Genomic DNA, 23,426 nt, shown 5'->3' with positions numbered 1-23,426 from the left:
ATACAGCGTATAATCCCCGGCCTTTGATTATTTTTTTACCATTTTTGGAAGCATTATGAGCGCAATATCCCTGATCCAACCGGACAGAGACCTTTTCTCCTGGCCGCAGTACTGGGCCGCCTGTTTTGGTCCCGCGCCGTTTCTGCCGATGTCGCGAGAAGAGATGGACCAACTTGGCTGGGATAGCTGCGACATTATTCTGGTTACCGGTGATGCCTACGTCGATCACCCAAGCTTTGGTATGGCCATTTGTGGTCGTATGCTGGAATCCCAGGGATTTCGTGTCGGGATTATCGCGCAGCCGGAGTGGAACAACAAAGACGATTTTATGCGTCTGGGTAAACCGAACCTGTTCTTCGGCGTGACTGCCGGCAATATGGACTCGATGATCAACCGTTATACCGCCGATCGCCGACTGCGCCATGACGATGCCTATACGCCGGACAACGTTGCAGGCAAACGCCCGGACCGCGCTACGCTGGTTTATACCCAGCGCTGTAAAGAAGCCTGGAAAGATGTTCCGGTGATCCTCGGTGGTATTGAAGCCAGCCTGCGCCGTACTGCGCATTATGATTACTGGTCTGATACCGTGCGTCGCTCTGTGCTGGTGGATTCCAAAGCGGATATGCTGATGTTTGGCAACGGCGAACGTCCGCTGGTAGAAGTGGCGCACCGTCTGGCGATGGGCGAGACAATTGATCAGATCCGCGACGTGCGTAACACCGCGATCATGGTCAAAGAAGCGCTGCCAGGCTGGAGCGGTGTGGATTCCACGCGTCTGGATACGCCGGGGAAAATTGATCCTATCCCACATCCGTATGGTGAAGATCTGCCTTGCGCGGATAACAAGCCTGTTGCACCTAAAAAGCAGGAAGCAAAAGCGGTCACCGTTCAGCCGCCACGTCCAAAGCCGTGGGAGAAAACCTACGTGCTGCTGCCGTCTTTTGAGAAGGTAAAGGGCGATAAAGTGTTGTATGCACATGCATCACGAATCCTGCACCACGAAACAAACCCTGGCTGCGCGCGCGCCCTGATGCAAAAACACGGCGATCGCTACATCTGGATCAACCCGCCAGCGATCCCGCTGTCGACTGAAGAGATGGATAGCGTCTTCGCGCTGCCGTATCAACGTGTTCCTCATCCGGCGTACGGTAACAGCCGCATCCCGGCTTATGAAATGATCCGTTTCTCGATCAACATTATGCGTGGGTGTTTTGGCGGATGTTCTTTCTGTTCGATCACCGAGCACGAAGGACGCATCATCCAGAGCCGCTCGGAAGATTCGATCATCAACGAGATCGAAGCGATTCGTGACACCGTTCCGGGCTTTACCGGTGTGATTTCCGATCTTGGCGGCCCAACGGCCAACATGTATATGCTGCGCTGTAAGTCGCCGCGCGCGGAACAGACCTGTCGTCGCTTGTCTTGCGTCTACCCGGATATCTGCCCGCATATGGATACCAACCACGAGCCGACCATTAATCTCTATCGTCGTGCGCGTGATTTAAAAGGTATTAAAAAGATCCTTATCGCCTCTGGTGTGCGTTATGACATCGCGGTTGAAGATCCGCGCTATATCAAAGAGCTGGCGACCCACCACGTGGGGGGCTATTTGAAGATTGCGCCGGAACACACCGAAGAAGGCCCATTGTCGAAGATGATGAAGCCGGGCATGGGCAGCTACGATCGCTTTAAAGAACTATTCGATACCTACTCTAAACAGGCCGGTAAAGAGCAGTACCTGATCCCATACTTTATCTCCGCGCACCCGGGTACGCGTGACGAGGATATGGTGAATCTGGCGCTGTGGCTGAAACAGCGTCGTTTCCGTCTGGATCAGGTGCAGAACTTCTACCCATCGCCGCTGGCGAACTCGACAACCATGTATTACACCGGGAAAAATCCTCTGGGTAAAATTGGTTATAAGAGTGAAGATGTGGTGGTGCCGAAGGGCGACAAACAACGTCGTCTGCATAAAGCGTTGCTGCGTTATCACGATCCAGCCAACTGGCCGTTAATTCGTCAGGCGCTGGAAGATATGGGTAAAAAGCATCTGATTGGTGGTCGTCGCGAATGTTTGGTTCCGTCTCCTACGCTGGAAGAGATGCGTGAAGCGCGTCGCCAGAACCGACATACACGTCCGGCGCTGACCAAGCATACGCCAGTGGCACATCAACGCCAGACACCTGCGGCGAATAAAAAACGCGGGAAAGTGGCAGGGCGCTAAATGTGTAGCCCGGTGGCGCAACGCTTACCGGGCCAGTTTCACTTCAGCTTAGTACAGACCCAACACCTTCCACCACATCAAACCCACGGTCAAGAAGACCGCCTGGTTAAACAGGCTGATGACAAATCCTGTTCGCCACCAGACTCCCGTTGGTACATATCCCGCGCCAAACAGGATCGGACCACGGGCGTGAGTATACTGAGTGAGAGAACAGTACAGGCTGCTGGTGAAGGCCAACATTAATGCTGTAGGAGCAGCCGGAATATTCAGATGCAGGCCGACGCCAAGGAATACGGCATACAGTGCGGCAATCTGCGCGTTTCCGCTGGCAAAAAAGTAGTGGGTGTAGAAGTAGGCGGCGTTAAGCAGCAGCAGAACGATCACCCAACTGGTACCGTGCATGGTGCTGCTAAGGCTATCGCCAATCAGGTTACCAAACCAGGTGGTAAAGCCGAGTTTTTTCAACTGGTTTGCCATCATCAGCAACGCGGCGAACCAAATCAGCGTATCCCATGCGCCTTTTTCGCTTTTCACATCTTCCCAGCTCAGAACGCCGCTAAGTAATAAAATCGACAGGCCAACAAACGAGGCCGTAGTGGCATCGACACCTAACGTATCACCGAAGATCCACAACACCAGCAGAACGCCGACGGTCGCCAGCATCAACCACTCGCCGCGTGACATGTGGCCCATTTCTGCCAACTCTTTACGGGCCAGATTAGGGGCATCAGGCGTATGTTTAATTTCCGGGCGCACCAGCCAGTACACCAGCAGCGGAACCAGCAGTAGTGACACCAGGCAAGGCAGCAGCGCTGCCATAAACCAGCTTCCCCATGTCAACGTGATTCCTGCGTTTGCCGCCAGTTTCACCGCCAGCAGGTTACCGGTATACCCAGTCATAAAGAGCGCGGCGGTGACGTCGTTGACATTGCCGATACAAGTGATGAGAAAGGTACCGATTTTGCTGCGAGATTCATCTTCTGGGTTTGAGTTAAAACTGCGTGCCAGAGAATCGGCAATCGGATAGATAACGCCGCCGCAGCGCGCCGTATTACTTGGCATGGCGGGAGAGAGGATCAGATCGGCAAAAGCCAGACCGTAGGCGAGCCCCAGCGTGCGTTTACCGAGCAGTCGGATCATCTGTAACGCAATACGCCGACCCAGACCGGTTTTGATAAATCCACGGGCAATCATAAAAGCGACGACGATAAGCCAGATAAGCGAACTGTTCAGCTCGCTTAGTGCTGTAGTTATAGCACCACTGGCCGTTTTATCCCCCGCGGCATAGGCGAGTGCAAAAACGGTAATGCCAATAATGCCGACAGCGCCAATCGGCAGAACTTTTGCCACGATAGAGGCGATAGTGGCGACAAATATAATCGCCGAATGCCAGGCTGGGGCACTTAACCCTGTTGGTGGGGTGAGTTGCCAGAGACCAGAAGAGATTAATATTATAAGAATCAATGGGAGCCATTTGACTCCCTGGGATTTGTTTTCCGCCACAGTTTGACACCTATAAAAAATTGATATGTGTATTCTTTAAGTATAATAACCATTAATAATTAGGTGGTTATTTGGTAGTAATGCTGCGCTTGTGAACGCAGGAAATACACATATAAACAGGTGTTTTATTGTTTCCTGATATTTCATGAAATGAAAAGGCCCAGCAGAATGCCGGGCGGGAGAGGGGAATTAACCGCCGAATTGGTCTGGATCAGGACCCAGGCGTTTACTCTGATCGAGTTTAGCTATTTCGCCTAATTCATCTTTGTCCAGGCGGAAGTCCCAAACATCAAAGTTCTCTGCGATGCGGGAAGGGGTTACCGATTTCGGGATAACCACCAGACCGTTATCCAGATGCCAGCGGATAACTATTTGTGCCGGAGATTTGCCGTATTTCTCAGCAAGGTCGCGAATAATCTTTTGATCGAACACATCTTTCCCACCTTGTGCCAGTGGACTCCAGGACTCGGTCTGGATTTTATGCGTCGCATTCCATGAATGTAACTGACGTTGTTGCAGCAGTGGATGAAGCTCGATCTGGTTGATCACCGGCGAAACGCCCGTTTCATCCATCAGGCGCTGGAGGTGGTTGATCTGAAAGTTGCACACGCCGATGCTTTTAATCAGACCCTGTTTTTGCAGGTCAATCATGTTTTCCCACGCTTCAACGTAATGGTCGATAGCCGGGACGGGCCAGTGCATCAGGTAAAGGTCAAGGTAATCAAGCTGGAGTTTCTCCATACTTTCGAGCAAAGCTTCACGGGGACGTTTCTGATCGTCATTCCACAGTTTGGTGGTGATGAACAACTCTTCCCGGGGGACGCCCGAATTACGTAACGCTTTCCCAACACCTTCTTCATTTTTATACGCGGCGGCAGTATCGATAGAGCGATAACCCACTTCCAGCGCTTTATGAATAGCGGAGATTACTTCCTCATTACTTGCCTTCCAGACGCCCAGGCCCAGCTGTGGCATTACGTTACCATCCTGTAGCTTGATAACAGTTGGATTAGTCATAATTCCCCCCATACACTTAATCCTTCAAGCTGCCTCTTTGTTGGCTGCTTTCGTTTACCCCAGTCACGTACTTATGTACGCTCCTGGGGATTCTCTCAATTGCCGCCTCGATGCATCATGAATGATTAGGTGTAAATTGAGTTCACCGGAGCAGGCTCCGGTGAGGTTTGTGTGACTTAAGTCTGGACTAAATGAACCAAAAACGAAAGTCAGAGGTGAAAAAAGCTTAGCGTGCTGCTTCGTAAATCCGGCGACTGACGTCAAGTGTAATGTCCTGATGTTCGCCCAGTTTAGTACCACCGTGTGCCTCCAGTTTTTCCAGCAGCGCCGGGATGGAGCTACCATCCAGACCGTAGTCAGACAGACGCGTTGGTACACCCATTTGCTCGAAGAAACGACGGGTGGCAGCGATGGCAGCATCAATACGCTGGTCATCGGAACCTTCGGTGATATTCCAGATGCGCTCTGCGTACTGCAGTAATTTGGCTCGCTTGGTATCGCGTTTTTCATTCCACAGTGCAGGCAGGACGATCGCCAGAGTTTGAGCGTGGTCGAGACCGTGCATCGCAGTCAACTCGTGACCCAGCATATGGGTTGCCCAGTCCTGCGGTACACCTGCGCCAATCAGACCATTCAGTGCCTGCGTTGCCGCCCACATGACGTTAGCACGTACGTTGTAGTTTTCTGGTTCCTGCAACGCTTTCGGACCATCTTCTACCAGCGTAAGCAAAATACCTTCGGCAAAGCGATCCTGAATTTTCCCGTCTACCGGGTACGTCACGTACTGTTCCACGGTGTGGACAAACGCATCTACCACACCGTTAGCGACCTGACGTGGCGGCAGGGTGTAGGTGTAAACCGGATCCAGTACGGCAAATACAGGCTGTACAAACGGGGTCATAAAAGCCAGTTTATCGCCGGTGGTTTTGCGGGAAATCACGGCCCCGGAGTTAGACTCTGAACCGGTTGCTGGTAGCGTCAGTACAGAGCCCATTGGTACTGCGCTTTTCACGTCGTTACCGCGGGTTTCCAGAATGCGCCATGGGTCGATACCATCAGCGTAATGCGCTGCAGCTGCGATGAATTTTGTGCCATCCAGTACAGAACCGCCGCCTACAGCCAACAGGAACGTCACTTTCTCATCACGCACAATTTTTACTGCGTTCATCAGGGTTTCATAAGACGGGTTTGGTTCAATTCCGCCAAACTCAAGTACGTCCAGTCCTTTCAGTGCATCTTGTACCTGCGCCAGAACGCCGGTTTTTTTAACGCTGCCGCCGCCGTAGGTAATTAACACGCGAGCGTCCTGAGGGATTTGATCGCGCAGCTCTGCGATAGCGCCTTTACCGAACAAAATGCGAGTAGGGGTATGTAGATTAAAGTTGTTCATTGCTCGTTCCCTTATGTGGGTAAAAAAGAGGGCAGGCGAGTGTCTGCCTGATGGTGAACATTGTGGTCGCCAGAAGCGCTCCTCTCAATGCTCATTTCTGCCAATGTCTTGCCCATTTCTACAGACTGCTGGAGAAAACGGATAAATATGCGCACTATATCAAGGTCGAAAACCGATAATGAAATGGTGCTCTATGAACCGCGATGAGATCTGTCTTCTGTTGACAGATAAAGTTAACAAACTGAAAAACAATGAAAATAGATTAAACGAACTACTGCCTGATGTGCGCTTACTGTATGGCACTGAGCCGGGACAGCGTACGCCAGTGATGTATCAGCCTGGCATCATATTTCTCTTCTCGGGGCATAAAATCGGTTACATAAACGAACGTGTATTTCGTTATGACGCCAACGAATACCTGTTACTGACAGTACCTTTACCCTTCGAATGTGAAACTTATGCGACACCGGAGGTTCCGCTGGCCGGTATCCGCCTGAATGTTGATATTCTGCAATTGCAGGAGTTGCTGATGGATATTGGTGAGGACGAGTTGTTTCAACCCTCAATGGCGGCAAGCGGAATCAACTCTGCCACGCTTTCGGACGAGATTCTCTGCGCAGCTGAGCGTTTACTGGATGTAATGGAGCGACCGCTGGACGCGCGCATCCTGGGGAAACAGATTATTCGCGAGATCCTTTACCATGTGCTGACCGGGCCACGTGGTGGCGCATTACTCGCACTGGTCAGCCGCCAGACGCATTTCAGTTTGATAAGCCGTGTGTTGAAGCGGATTGAGAACAAATACACCGAGAACCTCAACGTCGAGCAACTGGCGGCAGAGGCCAATATGAGCGTATCGGCGTTTCATCATAATTTTAAATCGGTAACCAGCACTTCCCCGCTGCAATATCTGAAGAGTTATCGCCTGCATAAAGCGCGGATGATGATAATTCATGACGGCATGAAAGCCAGTGCGGCGGCGATGCGGGTAGGCTATGAGAGTGCATCGCAGTTTAGCCGCGAGTTCAAACGCTACTTTGGTGTGACGCCGGGTGAGGATGCGGCAAGAATTCGAACGATGCAGGGGAGTTGATTTTGAGGATGTCGCAGAAGCGCCATCCGGTAATGTGTACCGGATGGCGATGGCTGTTACTCAGGCACTACAGTATTTTTTTTTAATCACCACAAATAAGGTTCCCAGCAGACCTGCGGTTAGCAGTGCAATCGGCAGGATCATCAAAAAGGTCATGACCTGGTCTTCATGGCGTTTAACGAACGGGATCATGCTGAGCGCATAGCCAAAGCTGGTGACGACGCTGACCCACAGCAGACCGCTCAGCCAGTTAAAAAACTGGAATCGACGGTTAGGAAGGCCTGAAATTCCCGCCATCGTAGGCAGCAAAGTGCGAACAAACGCCAGGAAACGCCCGGCGAGCAGCGCCATTAGTCCATGTTGGTCAAACATACAGGTGGCACGTTGGTGATATTTTTCGGGTAGTTGTGCCAGCCAGCCTTTTACCGTGCGCGTGTTGCCCAGCCAGCGTCCCTGAATGTAGCTCAACCAGCAGCCCAGACTGGCTGCAGCTGTCAGAATAGCGATGGTGGGTAAAAAGCTCATCACGTCCTGTGCAATCAGTGCCCCTGCCAGCAACAGCAGGCTGTCTCCGGGTAAAAAGGAGGCAGGCAGCAGGCCGTTTTCTAAAAACAGTGTGGCAAACATTACAAAGTACACAACGCTCACAACATGCGGATCTGCCAGCGCGGCAAAATCGTGTTGCCAGAGCGCGGAGATAATATCTTGAATGACGACCATGAACTTTCCTGTGGAACAGCGTTTATGAGTGGATTGTACTCCTGAATTGTCCGGGATGCCTTGATCCCGGACGCAACAATTGCAGACTTTTCCACCAGAAGTGTCTGCATATATGTCCATCTGCGGCAATGTTACTCGATTCGGGCAAATCCTGCGGCTAAATCCACAATCAGATCATCAACATTCTCTAAACCGATGTGTAAACGAATGAGTGTCCCGCTGAAGTCCACTTCTCCTTCCGGACGGATTGCCGCAATGTGTTCAGGTTGATTCGCCAGAATCAGTGATTCAAACCCCCCCCAGGAGTAAGCCATGCTGAACAGGCTAAAGTGGTCAAGATATGCCGCCAGCTCTTCATTATTCAGTTTTTTATTCAACACGAATGAGAACAGTCCACTGCTGCCCGTGAAATCACGTTTCCAGAATTCGTGGCCTTTGCTGCCCGGTAGCGCAGGGTGATTTACGCGGGCAACCTGCGGATGGCTTGCCAGCCACTCGGCAACTTTTAAACTGCTTTCATGATGTTGGCGCAGGCGAACGCCCAGGGTACGTAATCCACGGCTGGTCATATAGGCGGTATCTGCATCCAGCATTTGTCCCATCAGATAAGCGTTCTCGCGCAGTTGATCCCAGCAACGGGAATTTGCCACCGCCGTACCGACCATCGCATCGGAATGGCCAATCAGGTATTTGGTGCCAGCCTGAATCGAGATATCGATACCAAAATCCAATGCTTTGAACAGTACTCCGGCAGCCCAGGTGTTATCGATCATAATGATTGCGTCAGGTGCCGCGCTTCTGACCGCGGTAACGATGGCCGGAACATCATGTACCTCCATCGTGACTGAGCCGGGTGACTCCAGAAATACGACTTTGGTGTTCGGCCGGATGTGTTTCACAATATCGGCGCCCACCAGCGGATCGAACCAGCCGGTTGTGACGCCGAGCTTGCCGAGAATTTTGGTGCAGAAATCCTGGCTTGGTTCATAGGCCGTGTTCGTCATCAGCACATGGTCGCCTTGTTCAACAAAGGCCAGAATTGTGTTGGCGACGGCTGCTGCACCGCATGGGAAAAGGGCACATCCCGCACCGCCTTCCAGTTCACACATTGCTTCCTGTAGTGAAAAATGTGTCAGCGTTCCGCGACGACCATAGAAAAGAGCGCCGTTAGCACGGTTGTGCGTAGCCTGTTTTTTTGCCTCAACGGACTCAAACACCAGCGAAGAAGCGCGCTGGATCACGCTATTAACTGAGCCCAGCGTGTACTTTTTACTGCGCCCTGCCTGAACAAGTTTGGTCTCAAGATGCTTGTCTGCCATGTTTTAATACCTGTTTTTATACGTCTGGATGTCTAAACTAGCATGGATCCAGCATCATGCACCCTGCTCGGCGGTCATAAAGTAGAAAATAATCTCAAAATGATTCTGGTGACTTTTTTACTGCGTAAGCGCAAGGAAAAGAAACCAAAGGTGCGGCACTATGTAAATAGTAATGAGAACGACTATCAATTCGACGTCGTTTTGATATGATTACGCTCAGATTTTGTGATTTGCGTCCTGGAGATACAGAGTGGGTAATAATTTGATGCAGACGGACCTTTCCGTCTGGGGTATGTATCAGCACGCCGATATCGTGGTTAAGTGCGTGATGATTGGGCTGATTTTGGCATCAGTGGTCACCTGGGCTATCTTCTTTAGCAAGAGCCTTGAGTTCTTTACACAGAAGCGCCGCCTTAAGCGTGAACAGCAAATGCTGGCTGAAGCCCGCTCTTTAGATCAGGCAAGTGAGATTGCCGCTGGATTTGATACCAAAAGCCTGGGCTCACTGCTAATTAACGAAGCACAGAACGAGCTGGAACTGTCAGAAGGCAGTGATGACAACGAAGGGATCAAAGAGCGTACCGGATTCCGCCTTGAGCGTCGTGTCGCCGCAGTCGGCCGTCAGATGGGCCGCGGTAATGGATACCTGGCGACCATCGGGGCCATTTCTCCGTTTGTGGGGCTATTCGGTACGGTATGGGGCATCATGAATAGCTTCATCGGTATTGCTCAAACTCAAACGACTAACCTGGCCGTTGTTGCACCGGGTATTGCAGAAGCTCTGCTAGCGACTGCAATTGGTCTGGTAGCGGCAATTCCTGCAGTTGTTATCTACAACATCTTCGCACGTCAGATAGGCAGCTACAAAGCTATGCTGGGTGATGTCGCGGCACAGGTGTTGTTGCTGCAAAGTCGCGATCTGGACCTGAGCGCAAGTGCTGCTGCTCATCCGGTACGTGCTGCGCAGAAATTACGTGTAGGATAATGTTCCATGGCAATGAGTTTTAATGAAAACCTGGACGATAACGGTGAAATGCACGAAATAAACGTGACGCCGTTTATCGACGTGATGTTGGTTTTGTTGATCATTTTTATGGTGGCAGCGCCATTGGCAACTGTGGATGTGAAGGTGAATCTCCCTGCATCCACCAGTACGCCGCAACCGCGTCCGGAGAAACCGGTTTACCTTTCAGTGAAAGCCGATAATACCATGTTCATCGGTAACGAGCAGGTGACGGATGAAACCATGATTAGCGAGCTGAACGCGCTGACGGAAGGGAAGAAAGATACCACTATCTTCTTCCGTGCTGATAAGACCGTCGACTATGAAACCATGATGAAAGTAATGGATACGCTGCACCAGGCAGGGTTCCTGAAGATTGGTTTGGTTGGTGAAGAGGTTGTGAAAGCAAAATAACCTCTTTTTTGCCGGGTGATGCTGTTAGCCTTACCCGGCCTTCCACTTCCGCGTTTTCTTCCCCCGTTATCACCTTGGACTATCTGTCTTCGTCCAACGCGACTGTAGTGATTCTGGTTGCTTCGTAGTTCCCCTCTGACAGCTTGCGTGTCAGGCGTAATGTGGCTGTTTCGCGAGCGAGTATATGTTGATATGTGCTTTCCAGGCGTGCCATGATTTTGTCGCGCAACTCTGGTTGCCGGGCAATGATGGCTTCAATAGCGGCCCCGTAGATCTCTTCTTTAGCCTGCAGGGCATAGATTTCACGGCGATTTTGCCATTTCATACGTACCAGCGCTGCGGGTATTGAGACCATATCCTGAGCTACGCTTTCCAGTGTCGCGTTCTTATTGGCAATTAACACCGCCAGATTTTGCTTTAAGACAAACTCATCACTTTTATGGTTATCTAAAGCTAAATAAACATTATTATCCTCAACATCTTTCATCTTATTTTTCTACCAGAGAATAAAAAACGGGGGCGTCGGTTTCACGAGTAATTAAATTAAGCCAAATTTTATTGCCATGTTCATTTATCATGTTCGTTTTTTGAGTCAGAATTTCACTTAATTCTTGAGAGTTAATGTCACCCTCTGCCTGTAAGGCATTTAGCAAGCGCGTGAACGATTCAATTTTTGCTACGTGAAAAAGGCGTTCTTTTAAATGACGATCGCGCTCTTCAAACAGCATATTTCGTGACTGTCCGGTCGCTGCGGAACTGATCAAAATATCTTTTTCATAATCGCTTAACGTAATCTTTCCCTGAGTCAAATTTTCACTATTTTCTGTGGTGCTGGTATTGCTCGGGGAAGTGGATAAATGAAAGTGAGAGGGAACAAGATGCTCGGGAAGCATGTTGATATATCCTTTGCTGCCAATGATAGGATGTTTTTAATAAGATAGGCCGCGTTGACAATAACATGGGGTAAATTTAAAATCAAAAAAAACGGAGCCTGCATATGAACAGTATATTTTATTCTGTTATTACTCTGCTATTACTTACCTGCGGTGTACTTTTTCTGATGCGTAGTACAAATAAAAACCGATATGCAGAGGATTTTACATCAGCAAACCAACCAGAAATACTCAGCAAAGAAGAGGGTGAAGATCATTTTGCGGTACTGATGAATTCGATCACCCCAGTATGGTACTGGCGGGTTAACCACGAATATATTGATTTTATTCACTCGACGATAAAACGGATGACAATGGTGGAGTTGAATGAAACTCCTGGGCTATTTGACTCACAGCGACGCTGTAGCGATCTCAACTCTGCGGTGTATAAATATTACGACAACATCAAAAAGCGCTGTCTGAGTGGGGAGAAAGTACCACATGCCGATCTGGACGTGCTCAATTTGCGACAATGCTTCAGGGAGTTCAGTCTGGAAGCTTACCCCACACTCGTCGCGCTGGTATGGCCGGAGCACCAGCGTCCGCAGATCAAAGCGGAAGAGATTTGAGGCGTCTGTTATTTCAGTACTGTACTACATCATCATGCCTCTGACCTTTGTGCTCTCGGTAGTTGTGATGACCAGCTGATACGACATAAGTACTGAAACATTCTGGCCGGGGCCGGCAACGCCGCCACCCGGCACAGTATTACAGACGATTATTTGTCTGATGACGCCTGCCACAGATTAAGCTGACCATCGGCGACGTGTTTATCAATCTGCGCCAGCTCTTCTGCACTGAATGTCAGATTGCTTAATGCCTGAACGTTTTCTTCCAGTTGTTCAGGTCGGCTGGCACCGATTAAGACTGACGTCACCCGGTTATCTTTCAGTAACCAGCTCAACGCCATCTGCGCCATTGACTGTCCGCGTTGTTGCGCCATTTCGTTCAGCAAGCGCAGGCTGTTAATATTCGCCTCCGACAGCATATTTTCCGTCAGTCCACGGACCTTTTTCCCTTCACGCTGCATGCGCGAACCTTCCGGAATGCCGTTGAGATATTTCCCCGTCAGTAATCCCTGGGCCAGTGGCGTAAAAGCTATGCAGCCCATGCCGTTGGATTCCAGCGTATCGAGCAAACCACTGCTGTCTACCCAGCGGTTAAGTAGGTTGTAGGAGGGTTGGTGGATCAGCAGCGGAATTTTCCATTCCCGCAGCAGCTCTGCCATTTTTTGTGTTCGTTCGGGCGAATAGGATGAAATACCGACATACAGCGCTTTGCCACTTTGCACGGCATGGGCCAGCGCAGCAGCGGTCTCTTCCATTGGCGTGTTTTCATCCACGCGGTGAGAATAGAATATATCAACGTAATCAAGTCCCATCCGTTTCAGGCTTTGGTCAAGGCTGGCAAGCAGGTACTTGCGCGATCCGCCCGAACCGTATGGTCCCGGCCACATGTCATAGCCTGCTTTGGTGGAGATGATCAATTCATCACGATACTGAGCAAAATCTTCGCGCAGTAATCGGCCAAAATTCTCTTCCGCGCTACCCGGAGGCGGCCCGTAGTTATTGGCTAAATCAAAATGGGTGATCCCCAGATCAAATGCTTTGCGCAGCAGGGCACGCTGTGAATCCAGTGCTTGAACGTGTCCAAAACTATGCCATAAACCCAGCGACAACGCGGGTAAGCGCAAACCGCTACGGCCACAGTAGCGATAGAGCATCTGCTCATAACGTTCAGTATTGGCAAACCAGGCCATGAGATCTCCTTAGTGCAGGTGAATTTCGAAACAACGTTTCTATTCTAGCGGGTTAGCGATGAATATCCCGTTCACAAGTCACATTGGGATGAAAAACTGGGCAAAAACAGGCCGCTGTGCTTTGCTTAAAAAAACATCATGCAGGAGTGGAACTATGCCGCGTTTGACAGCCAAAGACTTTCCACAGGAGCTACTCAATTACTATGACTATTATGCTCACGGTAAAATATCTAAACGAGAGTTCCTCAATATAGCGGCGAAATATGCAGTTGGCGGCATGACGGCGCTGGCATTATTTAATTTGTTGAAACCGAATTATGCCCAGGCGGTGCAGGTGGAATTTACCGATCCCGATATTCTGGCAGAGTACATTACCTACCCGTCACCTGAAGGGCACGGCGATGTGCGGGCTTATCTGGTTAAGCCTGTGAAAGTGTCGGGGAAAATACCTGCGGTCATTGTTGTACATGAGAATCGTGGGTTGAATCCGTATATTGAGGATGTCGCCCGGCGGGTGGCTAAGGCTGGCTATATGGCACTCGCACCGGATGGATTAAGTTCAGTAGGGGGCTATCCGGGGAATGATGATAAAGGCCGGGAATTACAGCAACAGGTTGATCCTGTTAAGTTGATGAACGATTTTTTTGCCGCAGTTGAATTTATGCAGCGTTATCCGACAGCGACGGGGAAGGTCGGCATAACCGGATTTTGCTACGGAGGTGGCGTATCAAATGCAGCGGCTGTCACCTTTCCTGAACTGGCCTGTGCCGTTCCCTTTTATGGGCGGCAGGTGCCTGCGTCAGATGTCCCTAAAATCAATGCACCTTTGTTATTACACTATGCAGCATTAGATGAGCGTATTAATGAAGGCTGGCCAGCTTATGAAGAAGCGCTGAAGGCCAATAAGAAAGTCTATGAAGCATTTATCTATCCTGGGGTTAATCATGGTTTTCACAATGATTCAACGCCGCGTTATGATAAAGCCGCTGCCGATTTAGCCTGGGAGCGGACTATCTCATGGTTTAAAAAATATTTACAATAAAAACAAGGCATTATTTAGTTAACCTGGTTAGTTATCTGAATAAGAATGCTACCTGGTTTCATTAGCATTCATATTGATATGGCCGGAAAAGACCAAGATGTACTTAAAAAAGTAAAAAAATAACAAACGCATTATATCTTCTCTGCTCTCTGCCGATAACAAGGGTAAGTCTCGCCTGATGGCGAATCCCCTCATCAACGGCAAGGAAATTATTATGCGTTTGCTGAAAAACTTCACTATTCGTATTGTTATGTTGGCAATACTTGGACTTTTTTGCCTGCTCTGGTCGGGCGTGGGTTTATTCAGTCTCCATTCTTTATCAAAAATCTCAGAAGGGAATGATATTGATCGCCATCTGGTACAGCAGATGACGATTCTCAGCCAGGGAAACGATCAGTATTTCCGTTTTGTGACGCGTTTAAGTCGGGCAATGGATGTCAAAATTAGCGGGGGAACACCTGATTTTGCTCCTGCCCAACAATCGCTGAATAACATGAGTAAAAAGCTTGAGGAGATGAAGAAACTGTCTCCAGGGCCGATGGATCCGGAAATTGCTGCCGCAGTACTGGCGAAGTGGCAAGCACTGCTGGACAAAGGCGTGACCCCACAAATGCAGTTGGCGCAGCAGGGAACCCTCACGGCATGGTCAGAACATGCCAGTACCGTCACACCTGCACTGAGCCGTGAATTTGGCGCCAGCGCCGAGCGTTTTAATACCACTGCGGGTGAGAGGCTGGATACGACACGTGTTATGGTTGACAGCAAGACGTCTATCATCCGGACGTTAATTATCACTGCCGTCATCCTGGGGATTGCAATCCTTATCTTTACCGACCGTTACCTCGTTTCAATGATGGTGAAGCCGCTGGCGCGTATTCGCCAACAGTTCCGTCAGATTGCGCAGGGCGATCTCAGTCATCCAATTGAAGAATTAGGGCGTAACTGCGTGGGCCAACTGGTGCCTTTACTGTCCGCGATGCAGGACAGCTTACGTGAAGCTGTGAGCACGATTCGTTCGGGAAGCGACAACATCTGGCGTGGGGCAACAGAAATATCCAGCGGCAATAATGATCTCTCTTCACGTACTGAAGAACAGGCAGCTGCGCTGGAAGAGACCGCAGCCAGCATGGAACAGCTGACCGCAACGGTAAAACTGAACGCTGAAAACGCGCGCGAAGCCAGCCAGCTTGCCGACACTGCGACAGAAACGGCGGGTAAAGGTAGCACGTTAGTTTCGCAAGTGGTCGACACAATGGATGGTATTGCGGCCAGCTCGAAACAGATCGCTGAAATTACCTCAGTTATTAATAGTATCGCCTTCCAGACGAACATTCTGGCGCTCAATGCTGCAGTCGAAGCTGCCAGAGCTGGCGAGCAGGGACGTGGTTTTGCGGTGGTCGCCGGTGAGGTTCGCAATCTCGCCAGTCGTAGTGCCGGGGCGGCGAAAGAGATAGAGACATTAATTGGCGAATCGGCGCGCCGTGTCGATCAGGGGGCTCGTCTGGTTAAAGAGACTGGCTCGACGATGGAAGCAATTCTGCGCGGTGCGACCGAAGTGACCGTCATTATGAAACAAATCGCTTCTGCTTCTGAGGAACAGAATAAAGGTATTTCGCAGGTCAGCGTGGCGATTACGCAAATGGACAGCGTTACCCAACAGAACGCCGCGCTGGTGGAACAGGTTTCTGCAGCGGCGGTTGCACTGGAGCGGCAGACTGAAGAACTACAGCGCTCTGTACAGCAGTTCCGGCTTTCTGCAAATGATGTGCAATACGCTTCAACTAATACCGCTTCCTCTGCAGAAGAAAGCAGAACACCTGCGATACCTAAAACGGACGAATGGGTGGCCTTTTAATCTGGCACAAAAAAGTGCGTGATACCTCTGGTCTTTGCTTAAAAAATCGCTATATAATTTATTATATAGCGATTGGAGAATATGCATGGACAACCATTTTGGTAAGGGCCTGATGGCCGGGTTAAACGCCTCAAGTGCGGACAGTGCACGTAAAGTGGCTGGTTTTTGTGCTGACTATAAGCGCGGATTTGTGCTCGGTTTTTCGCATCGTATGTTTGAAAAAACGGGTGATCGACAGCTTAGCGCGTGGGAGGCGGGGATCCTGACGCGTCGTTATGGACTGGATAAAGAGATGGTGATGGATTTCTTTAAAGAGAACCAGTCGAGTACAACAATTCGGTTTTTCATGGCCGGCTATCGGCTCGAAGCTTGATCCAAAAGGGGTATTATCTTGCTTTAATTAATTACACTATTGACCTACGCCTTCGTTTTGTTGCTCCGCCGAAGTATTATAATGCACATAACCATATAAAAAGTGTGGTAAATGGCGCGCCGATCGCAATATGCAACATGCGAATGGTGCAAAATAAAAAGCCAGGTCTTCGCAACGGAATAACAATAAAATGACTGGAGATAATTCTCTCATCAATTCGAACGGCATCAATCGCCGTGATTTCATGAAGCTTTGTGCAGCACTGGCCGCTACCATGGGGCTCAGTAGCAAAGCCGCCGCAGAAATGGCAGAATCAGTTTCCCGTCCTCAGCGCCCGCCAGTTATCTGGATCGGTGCTCAGGAATGTACGGGTTGTACTGAATCTCTGCTTCGTGCGACACACCCTACAGTGGAAAACCTCGTCCTTGAGACAATCTCTCTGGAATATCATGAGGTGCTCTCCGCCGCCTTCGGCCATCAGGTTGAAGAGAATAAACATAACGCTCTGGAGAAGTACAAAGGGCAATATGTTTTGGTGGTAGATGGTTCTATCCCACTAAAAGATAATGGTATTTACTGCATGGTTGCCGGTGAGCCAATTGTGGATCACATCCGTAGAGCGGCAGAAGGTGCAGCAGCTATCATTGCTATCGGCTCTTGTGCCGCATGGGGTGGTGTTGCTGCCGCTGGCGTTAACCCAACGGGTGCCGTCGGTTTGCAAGAAGTTCTGCCAGGCAAAACCATCATCAATATCCCCGGCTGTCCGCCGAACCCGCATAACTTCCTCGCGACTGTCGCGCATATCATCACCTATGGCAAACCACCGAAGCTGGATGCGAAAAACCGTCCGACATTTGCCTACGGTCGTCTGATTCACGAGCATTGTGAACGTCGTCCGCACTTCGATGCTGGCCGCTTTGCCAAAGAGTTTGGTGATGAAGGTCACCGTGAAGGTTGGTGCCTCTACCATCTGGGCTGTAAAGGACCAGAAACGTATGGCAACTGCTCAACATTGCAGTTCTGTGATGTTGGTGGCGTGTGGCCGGTGGCAATTGGTCACCCGTGCTACGGCTGTAACGAAGAGGGCATTGGTTTCCATAAAGGCATTCACCAGCTCGCCCATGTGGAAAACCAGACTCCGCGTTCTGAGAAGCCTGATGTCAACATAAAAGAAGGCGGCAACATTTCAGCCGGGGCTGTTGGGCTGCTTGGTGGCGTAGTAGGACTGGTTGCCGGCGTCAGCGTGATGGCGGTACGTGAACTGGGGCGTCAGCAAAAGAAAGATAACGCTGACTCACGGGGAGAATAACCGTGAACAGACGTAACTTTATTAAAGCAGCCTCCAGCGGAGCGTTGCTGTTGGGCGCTGCGCCGTCCGTCAGCCATGCGGCTGCAGAAAACCGTCCGCCGATCCCGGGTTCTCTTGGGATGCTCTATGACTCGACGCTGTGCGTAGGCTGCCAGGCCTGTGTCACCAAGTGTCAGGATATCAACTTCCCGGCGCGTAACCCGGAAGGCGAGCAAACCTGGTCGAACAACGACAAATTGTCACCGTATACCAACAACATCATTCAGGTGTGGCGTAGCGGAACAGGCGTTAACAAAGATCAGGAAGAGAACGGTTACGCATACATTAAGAAACAGTGTATGCACTGTGTCGATCCTAACTGTGTCTCTGTTTGCCCGGTCTCCGCGCTGAAAAAAGATCCGAAAACCGGCATTGTCCACTATGACAAAGATGTTTGTACCGGGTGTCGCTACTGCATGGTTGCTTGCCCGTACAATGTCCCTAAATACGACTACAACAACCCGTTTGGTGCGCTGCACAAGTGTGAGCTTTGTAACCAGAAAGGTGTTGAACGGCTGGATAAAGGTGGTTTACCGGGGTGTGTTGAAGTGTGTCCTGCTGGTGCCGTGATTTTTGGTACGCGTGAAGAGCTGATGGCTGAGGCGAAAAAACGTCTCGCGCTGAAGCCTGGCAGCGAATACCACTATCCGCGTCAGACAGTGAAAGCCGGTGATACCTATCTGCATACGGTACCGAAGTACTACCCGCATCTGTACGGTGAAAAGGAAGGCGGCGGTACGCAGGTTATGGTGCTGACCGGTGTTCCTTACGAAGATTTGGATCTGCCGAAACTGGATGATCTTTCAACCGGTGCGCGTTCCGAACATGTTCAACATTCCCTGTATAAGGGCATGATTTTACCCCTGGCTGCGCTGGCGGGCTTAACCGTGCTGGTTCGTCGTAACACGAAAAACGACCATCACGATGGAGGAGACGATCATGAGTCATGATCCTAAACCGCTGGGCGGAAAAATAGTCAGCAAACCGGTCATTATTTTTGGGCCGTTAATCGTCCTGTGTATGCTCCTGATCGTGAAACGTCTGGTCTTCGGATTGGGGTCTGTCTCCGATCTGAACGGCGGTTTCCCATGGGGTGTGTGGATCGCGTTTGACCTGTTGATCGGTACTGGCTTCGCGTGCGGCGGTTGGGCGCTGGCGTGGGCAGTATATGTTTTCAACAGAGGGCAATACCATCCGCTGGTTCGTCCGGCGCTACTGGCGAGCCTGTTTGGTTACTCGCTGGGCGGCCTGTCGATCACCATTGACGTTGGTCGCTACTGGAACCTGCCGTATTTCTACATTCCGGGCCACTTTAACGTGAACTCGGTACTGTTCGAAACGGCGGTCTGTATGACCATCTATATCGGCATTATGGCGCTGGAATTTGCTCCGGCCTTGTTTGAGCGTCTGGGGTGGAAAGTCTCCCTCAAGCGTTTGAACAAAGTGATGTTCTTTATTATCGCCCTCGGTGCGCTGCTGCCGACTATGCACCAGTCTTCAATGGGTTCATTGATGATTTCTGCAGGCTATAAGGTCCATCCGCTATGGCAAGCTTATGAAATGTTGCCGCTTTTCTCTGTATTAACCGCCTTCATTATGGGCTTCTCGATCGTCATTTTTGAAGGCTCGTTGGTACAAGCCGGCCTGAAAGGTAACGGTCCGGACGAGAAAAGTTTGTTCATCAAGCTGACAAATACGATTAGCGTCCTGCTGGCGATATTCGTCGTCCTGCGCTTTGGCGAGTTGATCTATCGCGACAAATTGTCGTATGCGTTTGCAGGCGATCTTTACTCCGTGATGTTCTGGATTGAAGTCGTGCTGATGGTCTTCCCGCTGGTAGTCCTGCGCATCGCTAAGCTGCGTAATGACTCGCGTATGCTGTATCTGTCCGCGTTGAGTGCATTGCTGGGCTGTGCGACATGGCGTCTGTCCTATTCGCTGGTGGCATTTAATCCTGGTGGTGGCTACCACTACTTCCCGACATGGGAAGAACTGTTGATTTCTATTGGTTTTGTGGCTATTGAGATTTGTGCATACATCGTACTCATTCGTCTACTGCCGATACTTCCTCCTTTAAAACAAAACGATCAAAATCGTCATGAGGCGAGCAAAGCATGAGCCAGAGAATTACTATTGATCCGGTAACCCGTATTGAAGGCCATTTACGCATCGACTGCGAAATCGAAAATGGCGTGGTATCTAAAGCATGGGCGTCCGGTACCATGTGGCGCGGCATGGAAGAGATCGTGAAGAATCGCGATCCGCGCGATGCATGGATGATTGTGCAGCGTATTTGTGGTGTTTGCACCACGACTCACGCTATCTCTTCTGTGCGTGCAGCAGAAAGCGCACTGAACATTGATGTTCCCGTGAATGCACAGTACATCCGTAACATCATTCTGGCAGCGCACACCACGCATGACCATATCGTGCACTTCTACCAGCTGTCTGCGCTGGACTGGGTGGACATCACCTCTGCGCTGAAAGCCGATCCAGCGAAGGCCTCGGCGATGCTGAACGGTGTGTCGACCTGGCACCTGAACAGTGCGGAAGAGTTCACCAAGGTTCAGAACAAGATTAAAGACCTTGTTGCCAGCGGCCAGTTAGGTATTTTTGCTAATGGTTGCTGGGGCCACCCGGCGATGCAGTTACCGCCGGAAGTGAACCTGATTGCGGTCGCACACTACCTGCAGGCGCTGGAATGCCAGCGTGATGCAAACCGCGTCGTGGCGCTGCTGGGCGGTAAGACACCGCACATTCAGAACCTGGCGGTAGGCGGGGTTGCGAACCCAATTAACCTCGACGGTCTCGGCGTGTTGAACCTTGAACGCCTGATGTACATCAAGTCCTTCATCGATAAGCTGAGCGACTTTGTTGAGCAGGTTTACAAGGTGGATACCGCTGTCATTGCGGCGTTCTATCCGGAGTGGTTGGAACGCGGTCAGGGTGCGGTTAACTATCTGAGCGCGCCGGAATTCCCGACTGACGGTAAAAACGGCAGCTTCCTGTTCCCGGGCGGTTACATCACCGATGCCGATCTGTCGACCTATCGTCCGATCACCTCTCACTCTGATGAATACCTGATTAAAGGGATCCAGGAGAGTGCGAAACACGCGTGGTACAAAGACGAAGCGCCGCAGGCACCGTGGGAAGGCACAACGGTTCCTGATTACACTGGCTGGTCAGATGATGGCAAATACTCCTGGGTTAAAGCACCGACCTTCTACGGTAAAACGGTTGAAGTGGGTCCGCTGGCCAACATGCTGTGTAAGCTGGCAGCGAAACGCGAATCTACCCATGCCAAGCTGAATGAAATCGTTGCAATCTATACGAAGCTGACCGGTAAAACGATCGAAGTAGCGCAACTGCATTCCACGCTGGGCCGTATTATTGGCCGTACCGTTCACTGCTGTGAACTGCAGAACGTTCTGCAGGATCAGTACAATGCGCTGATCGTGAACATCGGTAAAGGCGACCACACAACCTTCGTGAAACCGGATATTCCGGCAACAGGCGAATTCAAAGGTGTCGGTTTCCTTGAAGCGCCGCGCGGTATGCTTTCTCACTGGATGGTGATTAAAGACGGCATTATCAGTAATTACCAGGCGGTTGTTCCGTCAACCTGGAACTCTGGCCCACGTAACTTCAATGACGAAGTAGGGCCGTACGAGCGTTCGCTGGTAGGCACGCCAATCGCTGATCCAAACAAACCGCTGGAAGTGGTTCGTACCATTCACTCCTTCGACCCTTGTATGTCATGTGCGGTGCATGTGGTGGACGTTGACGGGAACGAAGTGGTCTCAGTTAAGGTTCTGTAATGCGGATATTAGTCTTAGGGGTCGGCAATATTTTGCTGACCGACGAAGCCATCGGGGTACGTATCGTTGAGGCATTAGAACAACGATACATCCTGCCAGACTATGTTGACGTTCTGGATGGCGGTACGGCTGGGATGGAACTTCTCGGCGACATGGCGAACAGAGATCATCTGATCATTGCTGACGCCATTGTGTCGAGAAAAAACACGCCGGGAACCATGATGGTCCTGCGGGATGAAGAGATTCCGGCGCTGTTTACCAACAAAATCTCACCGCACCAGCTTGGCCTGGCCGATGTTTTGTCGGCACTGCGCTTTACCGGCGAGTTCCCGAAAAAACTGACTCTGGTTGGTGTTATTCCGGAATCGCTGGAGCCGCATATCGGTCTCACCCCGACGGTTGAAGCCATGATTGAACCTGCTCTTGAGCAGGTTCTTGCTGCGCTGCGCGAATCGGGTGTGGAAGCGATCCCTCGGGAGACGGCCCATGGCTGAAGAGTTTTTGGGCTTTCAGGCGGCCCCGAAGGAGCAGATTCAGGCTGCGTTTGAAGAAGTAGCCCGACGTTCGATGCACGATCTTTCTTTCTTGCATCCGAATATGCCGGTGTATGTTTCTGATTTTTCGCTGTTTGAAGGGCAGTGGACGGGGTGTGTTATCACGCCCTGGATGCTCAGCGCACTGATTTTCCCGGGGCCAGACCAGGTCTGGCCCGTACGTAAGGTCAGTGAGAAAATCGGGCTGCGTCTGCCGTATGGTGAGATGACATTTACCGTTGGCGAACTTGATGGCGTATCGCAGTACTTTTCCTGTTCGTTGATGTCACCGCTTTCGCACAGCATGTCGGCACAAGAGGGTGTCCGTCTGACTGACGATTGTGCACGAATGTTGTTATCGTTACCTGTTAGCGACCCGAATGCGCCGCAAATGGGACGTCGGGCACTGTTGTTGGGCCGCCGGAGTAGCGAAAATGCATGAGCTGTCTCTTTGCCAGAGCGCGGTTGAAATTATTCAACAGCAGGCAGAGCAGCACGATGTAAAACGTGTTACCGGCGTTTGGCTGGAAATTGGGGCGCTCTCGTGTGTTGAAGAGAGCGCCGTACGTTTCAGTTTTGACATCGTCTGCCAGGGCACGCTGGCGCAGGGATGTGAACTACACATTGATTACAAACCTGCCCAGGCCTGGTGCTGGGATTGCAGTCAGGTCGTGGAGATCACCCAGCATGATGCGCAGTGTCCACTCTGTCAGGGCGATCGTTTGCGGGTTGATGCCGGCGATTCACTGAAAGTTAAAAGTATAGAAGTCGAATAGCCCATAGGTTGCTATGGGGCGGAGTCAGATATGTGTATTGGAGTCCCGGGTCAGGTTCTGGCCGTTGGTGAGGATATTCACCAGCTTGCGCAGGTTGAAGTGTGCGGCATCAAACGAGATGTCAATATTGCCCTGATTTGTGAAGGTGATACAGCCGAGCTGGTTGGGCAATGGGTGCTGGTGCACGTAGGGTTCGCCATGAGCATCATTGATGAAGATGAAGCTAAAGCCACGTTAGATGCACTTCGCCGTATGGAGTATGACGTCACCAGCGCGTGACCACTTCTGAAAATGCCGGATAGCG

At 50.8% G+C, this 23,426-nt stretch carries 24 protein-coding genes; 16 read left to right on the top strand and 8 right to left on the bottom strand.

Annotated elements, in window-relative coordinates:
* Positions 1-55: 55 nt before the first annotated feature.
* Positions 56-2,227: a YgiQ family radical SAM protein gene (locus AACS05_RS20065; RefSeq protein ID WP_045447574.1), complete on the top strand. Its 2,172-nt coding sequence runs from the start codon at positions 56-58 to the stop codon at positions 2,225-2,227.
* A 48-nt stretch (positions 2,228-2,275) separates the two neighbouring features.
* On the opposite strand, the gene AACS05_RS20060 is transcribed toward AACS05_RS20065, so the two are convergent.
* The 3 genes from AACS05_RS20060 to yqhD form a co-directional block, all read right to left on the bottom strand.
* On the bottom strand, positions 2,276-3,730 hold the full coding sequence (locus tag AACS05_RS20060) for a DASS family sodium-coupled anion symporter (protein WP_045447571.1): 1,455 nt from the start codon (positions 3,728-3,730) through the stop codon (positions 2,276-2,278).
* Between the two features lie 189 nt (positions 3,731-3,919).
* Complete coding sequence (gene dkgA / locus AACS05_RS20055; protein ID WP_045449780.1) at positions 3,920-4,747, bottom strand: 2,5-didehydrogluconate reductase DkgA; 828 nt, start codon at positions 4,745-4,747, stop codon at positions 3,920-3,922.
* Between the two features lie 226 nt (positions 4,748-4,973).
* Positions 4,974-6,137: an alcohol dehydrogenase gene (yqhD, locus tag AACS05_RS20050; protein ID WP_045447568.1), complete on the bottom strand. Its 1,164-nt coding sequence runs from the start codon at positions 6,135-6,137 to the stop codon at positions 4,974-4,976.
* A gap of 193 nt (positions 6,138-6,330) precedes the next feature.
* Between yqhD and AACS05_RS20045 the strand changes: the two genes are divergently transcribed.
* Complete coding sequence (locus AACS05_RS20045) at positions 6,331-7,230, top strand: AraC family transcriptional regulator (RefSeq protein WP_045447565.1); 900 nt, start codon at positions 6,331-6,333, stop codon at positions 7,228-7,230.
* A gap of 60 nt (positions 7,231-7,290) precedes the next feature.
* Here the strand turns inward: AACS05_RS20045 and yghB are convergent, their stop codons facing one another.
* Entirely contained in the window at positions 7,291-7,950 is a 660-nt protein-coding gene (gene yghB / locus AACS05_RS20040; RefSeq protein WP_045447552.1) for a DedA family general envelope maintenance protein YghB, read from the bottom strand.
* Between the two features lie 131 nt (positions 7,951-8,081).
* Positions 8,082-9,269 carry a cystathionine beta-lyase gene (gene metC, locus AACS05_RS20035; RefSeq protein ID WP_045447550.1) on the bottom strand — a complete coding sequence of 396 codons (1,188 nt, stop codon included), beginning with the start codon at positions 9,267-9,269 and terminating at the stop codon, positions 8,082-8,084.
* Positions 9,270-9,519: 250 nt separating this feature from the next.
* On the opposite strand from metC, the gene exbB reads away from it, so the two are divergent.
* The gene (gene exbB / locus AACS05_RS20030; protein WP_045447548.1) at positions 9,520-10,254 is read left to right on the top strand and encodes a tol-pal system-associated acyl-CoA thioesterase; all 735 of its coding nucleotides are present in this window, start codon (positions 9,520-9,522) and stop codon (positions 10,252-10,254) included.
* Between the two features lie 6 nt (positions 10,255-10,260).
* Entirely contained in the window at positions 10,261-10,686 is a 426-nt protein-coding gene (exbD, locus tag AACS05_RS20025) for a TonB system transport protein ExbD (protein ID WP_045447545.1), read from the top strand.
* A gap of 79 nt (positions 10,687-10,765) precedes the next feature.
* Here exbD and AACS05_RS20020 read toward each other — a convergent pair whose 3' ends face one another.
* Both AACS05_RS20020 and AACS05_RS20015 read right to left on the bottom strand, forming a co-directional pair.
* Positions 10,766-11,173, bottom strand: a complete 408-nt coding sequence (locus AACS05_RS20020) for a hypothetical protein (RefSeq protein WP_045447542.1) — start codon at positions 11,171-11,173, stop codon at positions 10,766-10,768.
* Position 11,174: 1 nt separating this feature from the next.
* On the bottom strand, positions 11,175-11,579 hold the full coding sequence (locus AACS05_RS20015; protein ID WP_045447539.1) for a hypothetical protein: 405 nt from the start codon (positions 11,577-11,579) through the stop codon (positions 11,175-11,177).
* Between the two features lie 104 nt (positions 11,580-11,683).
* Between AACS05_RS20015 and AACS05_RS20010 the strand changes: the two genes are divergently transcribed.
* Positions 11,684-12,187: an ESA_00282 family adhesion-associated protein gene (locus tag AACS05_RS20010; RefSeq protein ID WP_045447536.1), complete on the top strand. Its 504-nt coding sequence runs from the start codon at positions 11,684-11,686 to the stop codon at positions 12,185-12,187.
* Positions 12,188-12,336: 149 nt separating this feature from the next.
* Here AACS05_RS20010 and AACS05_RS20005 read toward each other — a convergent pair whose 3' ends face one another.
* Positions 12,337-13,377, bottom strand: a complete 1,041-nt coding sequence (locus AACS05_RS20005) for an aldo/keto reductase (protein ID WP_045447533.1) — start codon at positions 13,375-13,377, stop codon at positions 12,337-12,339.
* 154 nt (positions 13,378-13,531) lie between these two features.
* Between AACS05_RS20005 and yghX the strand changes: the two genes are divergently transcribed.
* The 11 genes from yghX (at position 13,532) to hybG (ending at position 23,401) form a co-directional block, all read left to right on the top strand.
* Entirely contained in the window at positions 13,532-14,419 is an 888-nt protein-coding gene (yghX, locus tag AACS05_RS20000) for a YghX family hydrolase (RefSeq protein ID WP_045447530.1), read from the top strand.
* Positions 14,420-14,633: 214 nt separating this feature from the next.
* The gene (locus AACS05_RS19995; protein WP_045447528.1) at positions 14,634-16,274 is read left to right on the top strand and encodes a methyl-accepting chemotaxis protein; all 1,641 of its coding nucleotides are present in this window, start codon (positions 14,634-14,636) and stop codon (positions 16,272-16,274) included.
* Between the two features lie 85 nt (positions 16,275-16,359).
* On the top strand, positions 16,360-16,647 hold the full coding sequence (locus tag AACS05_RS19990; RefSeq protein WP_045447525.1) for a DUF2623 family protein: 288 nt from the start codon (positions 16,360-16,362) through the stop codon (positions 16,645-16,647).
* A gap of 190 nt (positions 16,648-16,837) precedes the next feature.
* A complete protein-coding gene (gene hybO, locus AACS05_RS19985) occupies positions 16,838-17,956 on the top strand; it encodes a hydrogenase 2 small subunit (protein WP_045447522.1) in 1,119 nt (372 codons plus the stop codon).
* Positions 17,957-17,958: 2 nt separating this feature from the next.
* Positions 17,959-18,945 (top strand): hydrogenase 2 operon protein HybA, encoded by a 987-nt coding sequence (hybA, locus tag AACS05_RS19980; RefSeq protein ID WP_045447519.1) that lies wholly within the window; start codon positions 17,959-17,961, stop codon positions 18,943-18,945.
* The gene (gene hybB / locus AACS05_RS19975) at positions 18,935-20,113 is read left to right on the top strand and encodes a Ni/Fe-hydrogenase cytochrome b subunit (protein ID WP_045447516.1); all 1,179 of its coding nucleotides are present in this window, start codon (positions 18,935-18,937) and stop codon (positions 20,111-20,113) included. The genes hybA and hybB overlap by 11 nt, the downstream gene beginning before the upstream one ends.
* Complete coding sequence (hybC, locus tag AACS05_RS19970) at positions 20,110-21,813, top strand: hydrogenase 2 large subunit (RefSeq protein ID WP_045447513.1); 1,704 nt, start codon at positions 20,110-20,112, stop codon at positions 21,811-21,813. The genes hybB and hybC overlap by 4 nt, the downstream gene beginning before the upstream one ends.
* Positions 21,813-22,307, top strand: a complete 495-nt coding sequence (locus AACS05_RS19965; protein ID WP_045447510.1) for a HyaD/HybD family hydrogenase maturation endopeptidase — start codon at positions 21,813-21,815, stop codon at positions 22,305-22,307. The genes hybC and AACS05_RS19965 overlap by 1 nt, the downstream gene beginning before the upstream one ends.
* On the top strand, positions 22,300-22,788 hold the full coding sequence (gene hybE, locus AACS05_RS19960) for a hydrogenase-2 assembly chaperone (RefSeq protein WP_045447507.1): 489 nt from the start codon (positions 22,300-22,302) through the stop codon (positions 22,786-22,788). The genes AACS05_RS19965 and hybE overlap by 8 nt, the downstream gene beginning before the upstream one ends.
* Positions 22,781-23,122: a hydrogenase maturation nickel metallochaperone HypA gene (gene hypA / locus AACS05_RS19955; protein WP_045447504.1), complete on the top strand. Its 342-nt coding sequence runs from the start codon at positions 22,781-22,783 to the stop codon at positions 23,120-23,122. The genes hybE and hypA overlap by 8 nt, the downstream gene beginning before the upstream one ends.
* 30 nt (positions 23,123-23,152) lie before the next feature.
* On the top strand, positions 23,153-23,401 hold the full coding sequence (gene hybG, locus AACS05_RS19950; RefSeq protein ID WP_003024459.1) for a hydrogenase maturation factor HybG: 249 nt from the start codon (positions 23,153-23,155) through the stop codon (positions 23,399-23,401).
* The last annotated feature ends 25 nt before the right edge of the window (positions 23,402-23,426 follow it).

It is taken from the genome of Citrobacter sp. S-77, assembly GCF_963864895.1.
GTDB lineage: Bacteria > Pseudomonadota > Gammaproteobacteria > Enterobacterales > Enterobacteriaceae > Citrobacter > Citrobacter murliniae.
This window is presented reverse-complemented; position numbering and strand designations above follow the sequence as displayed.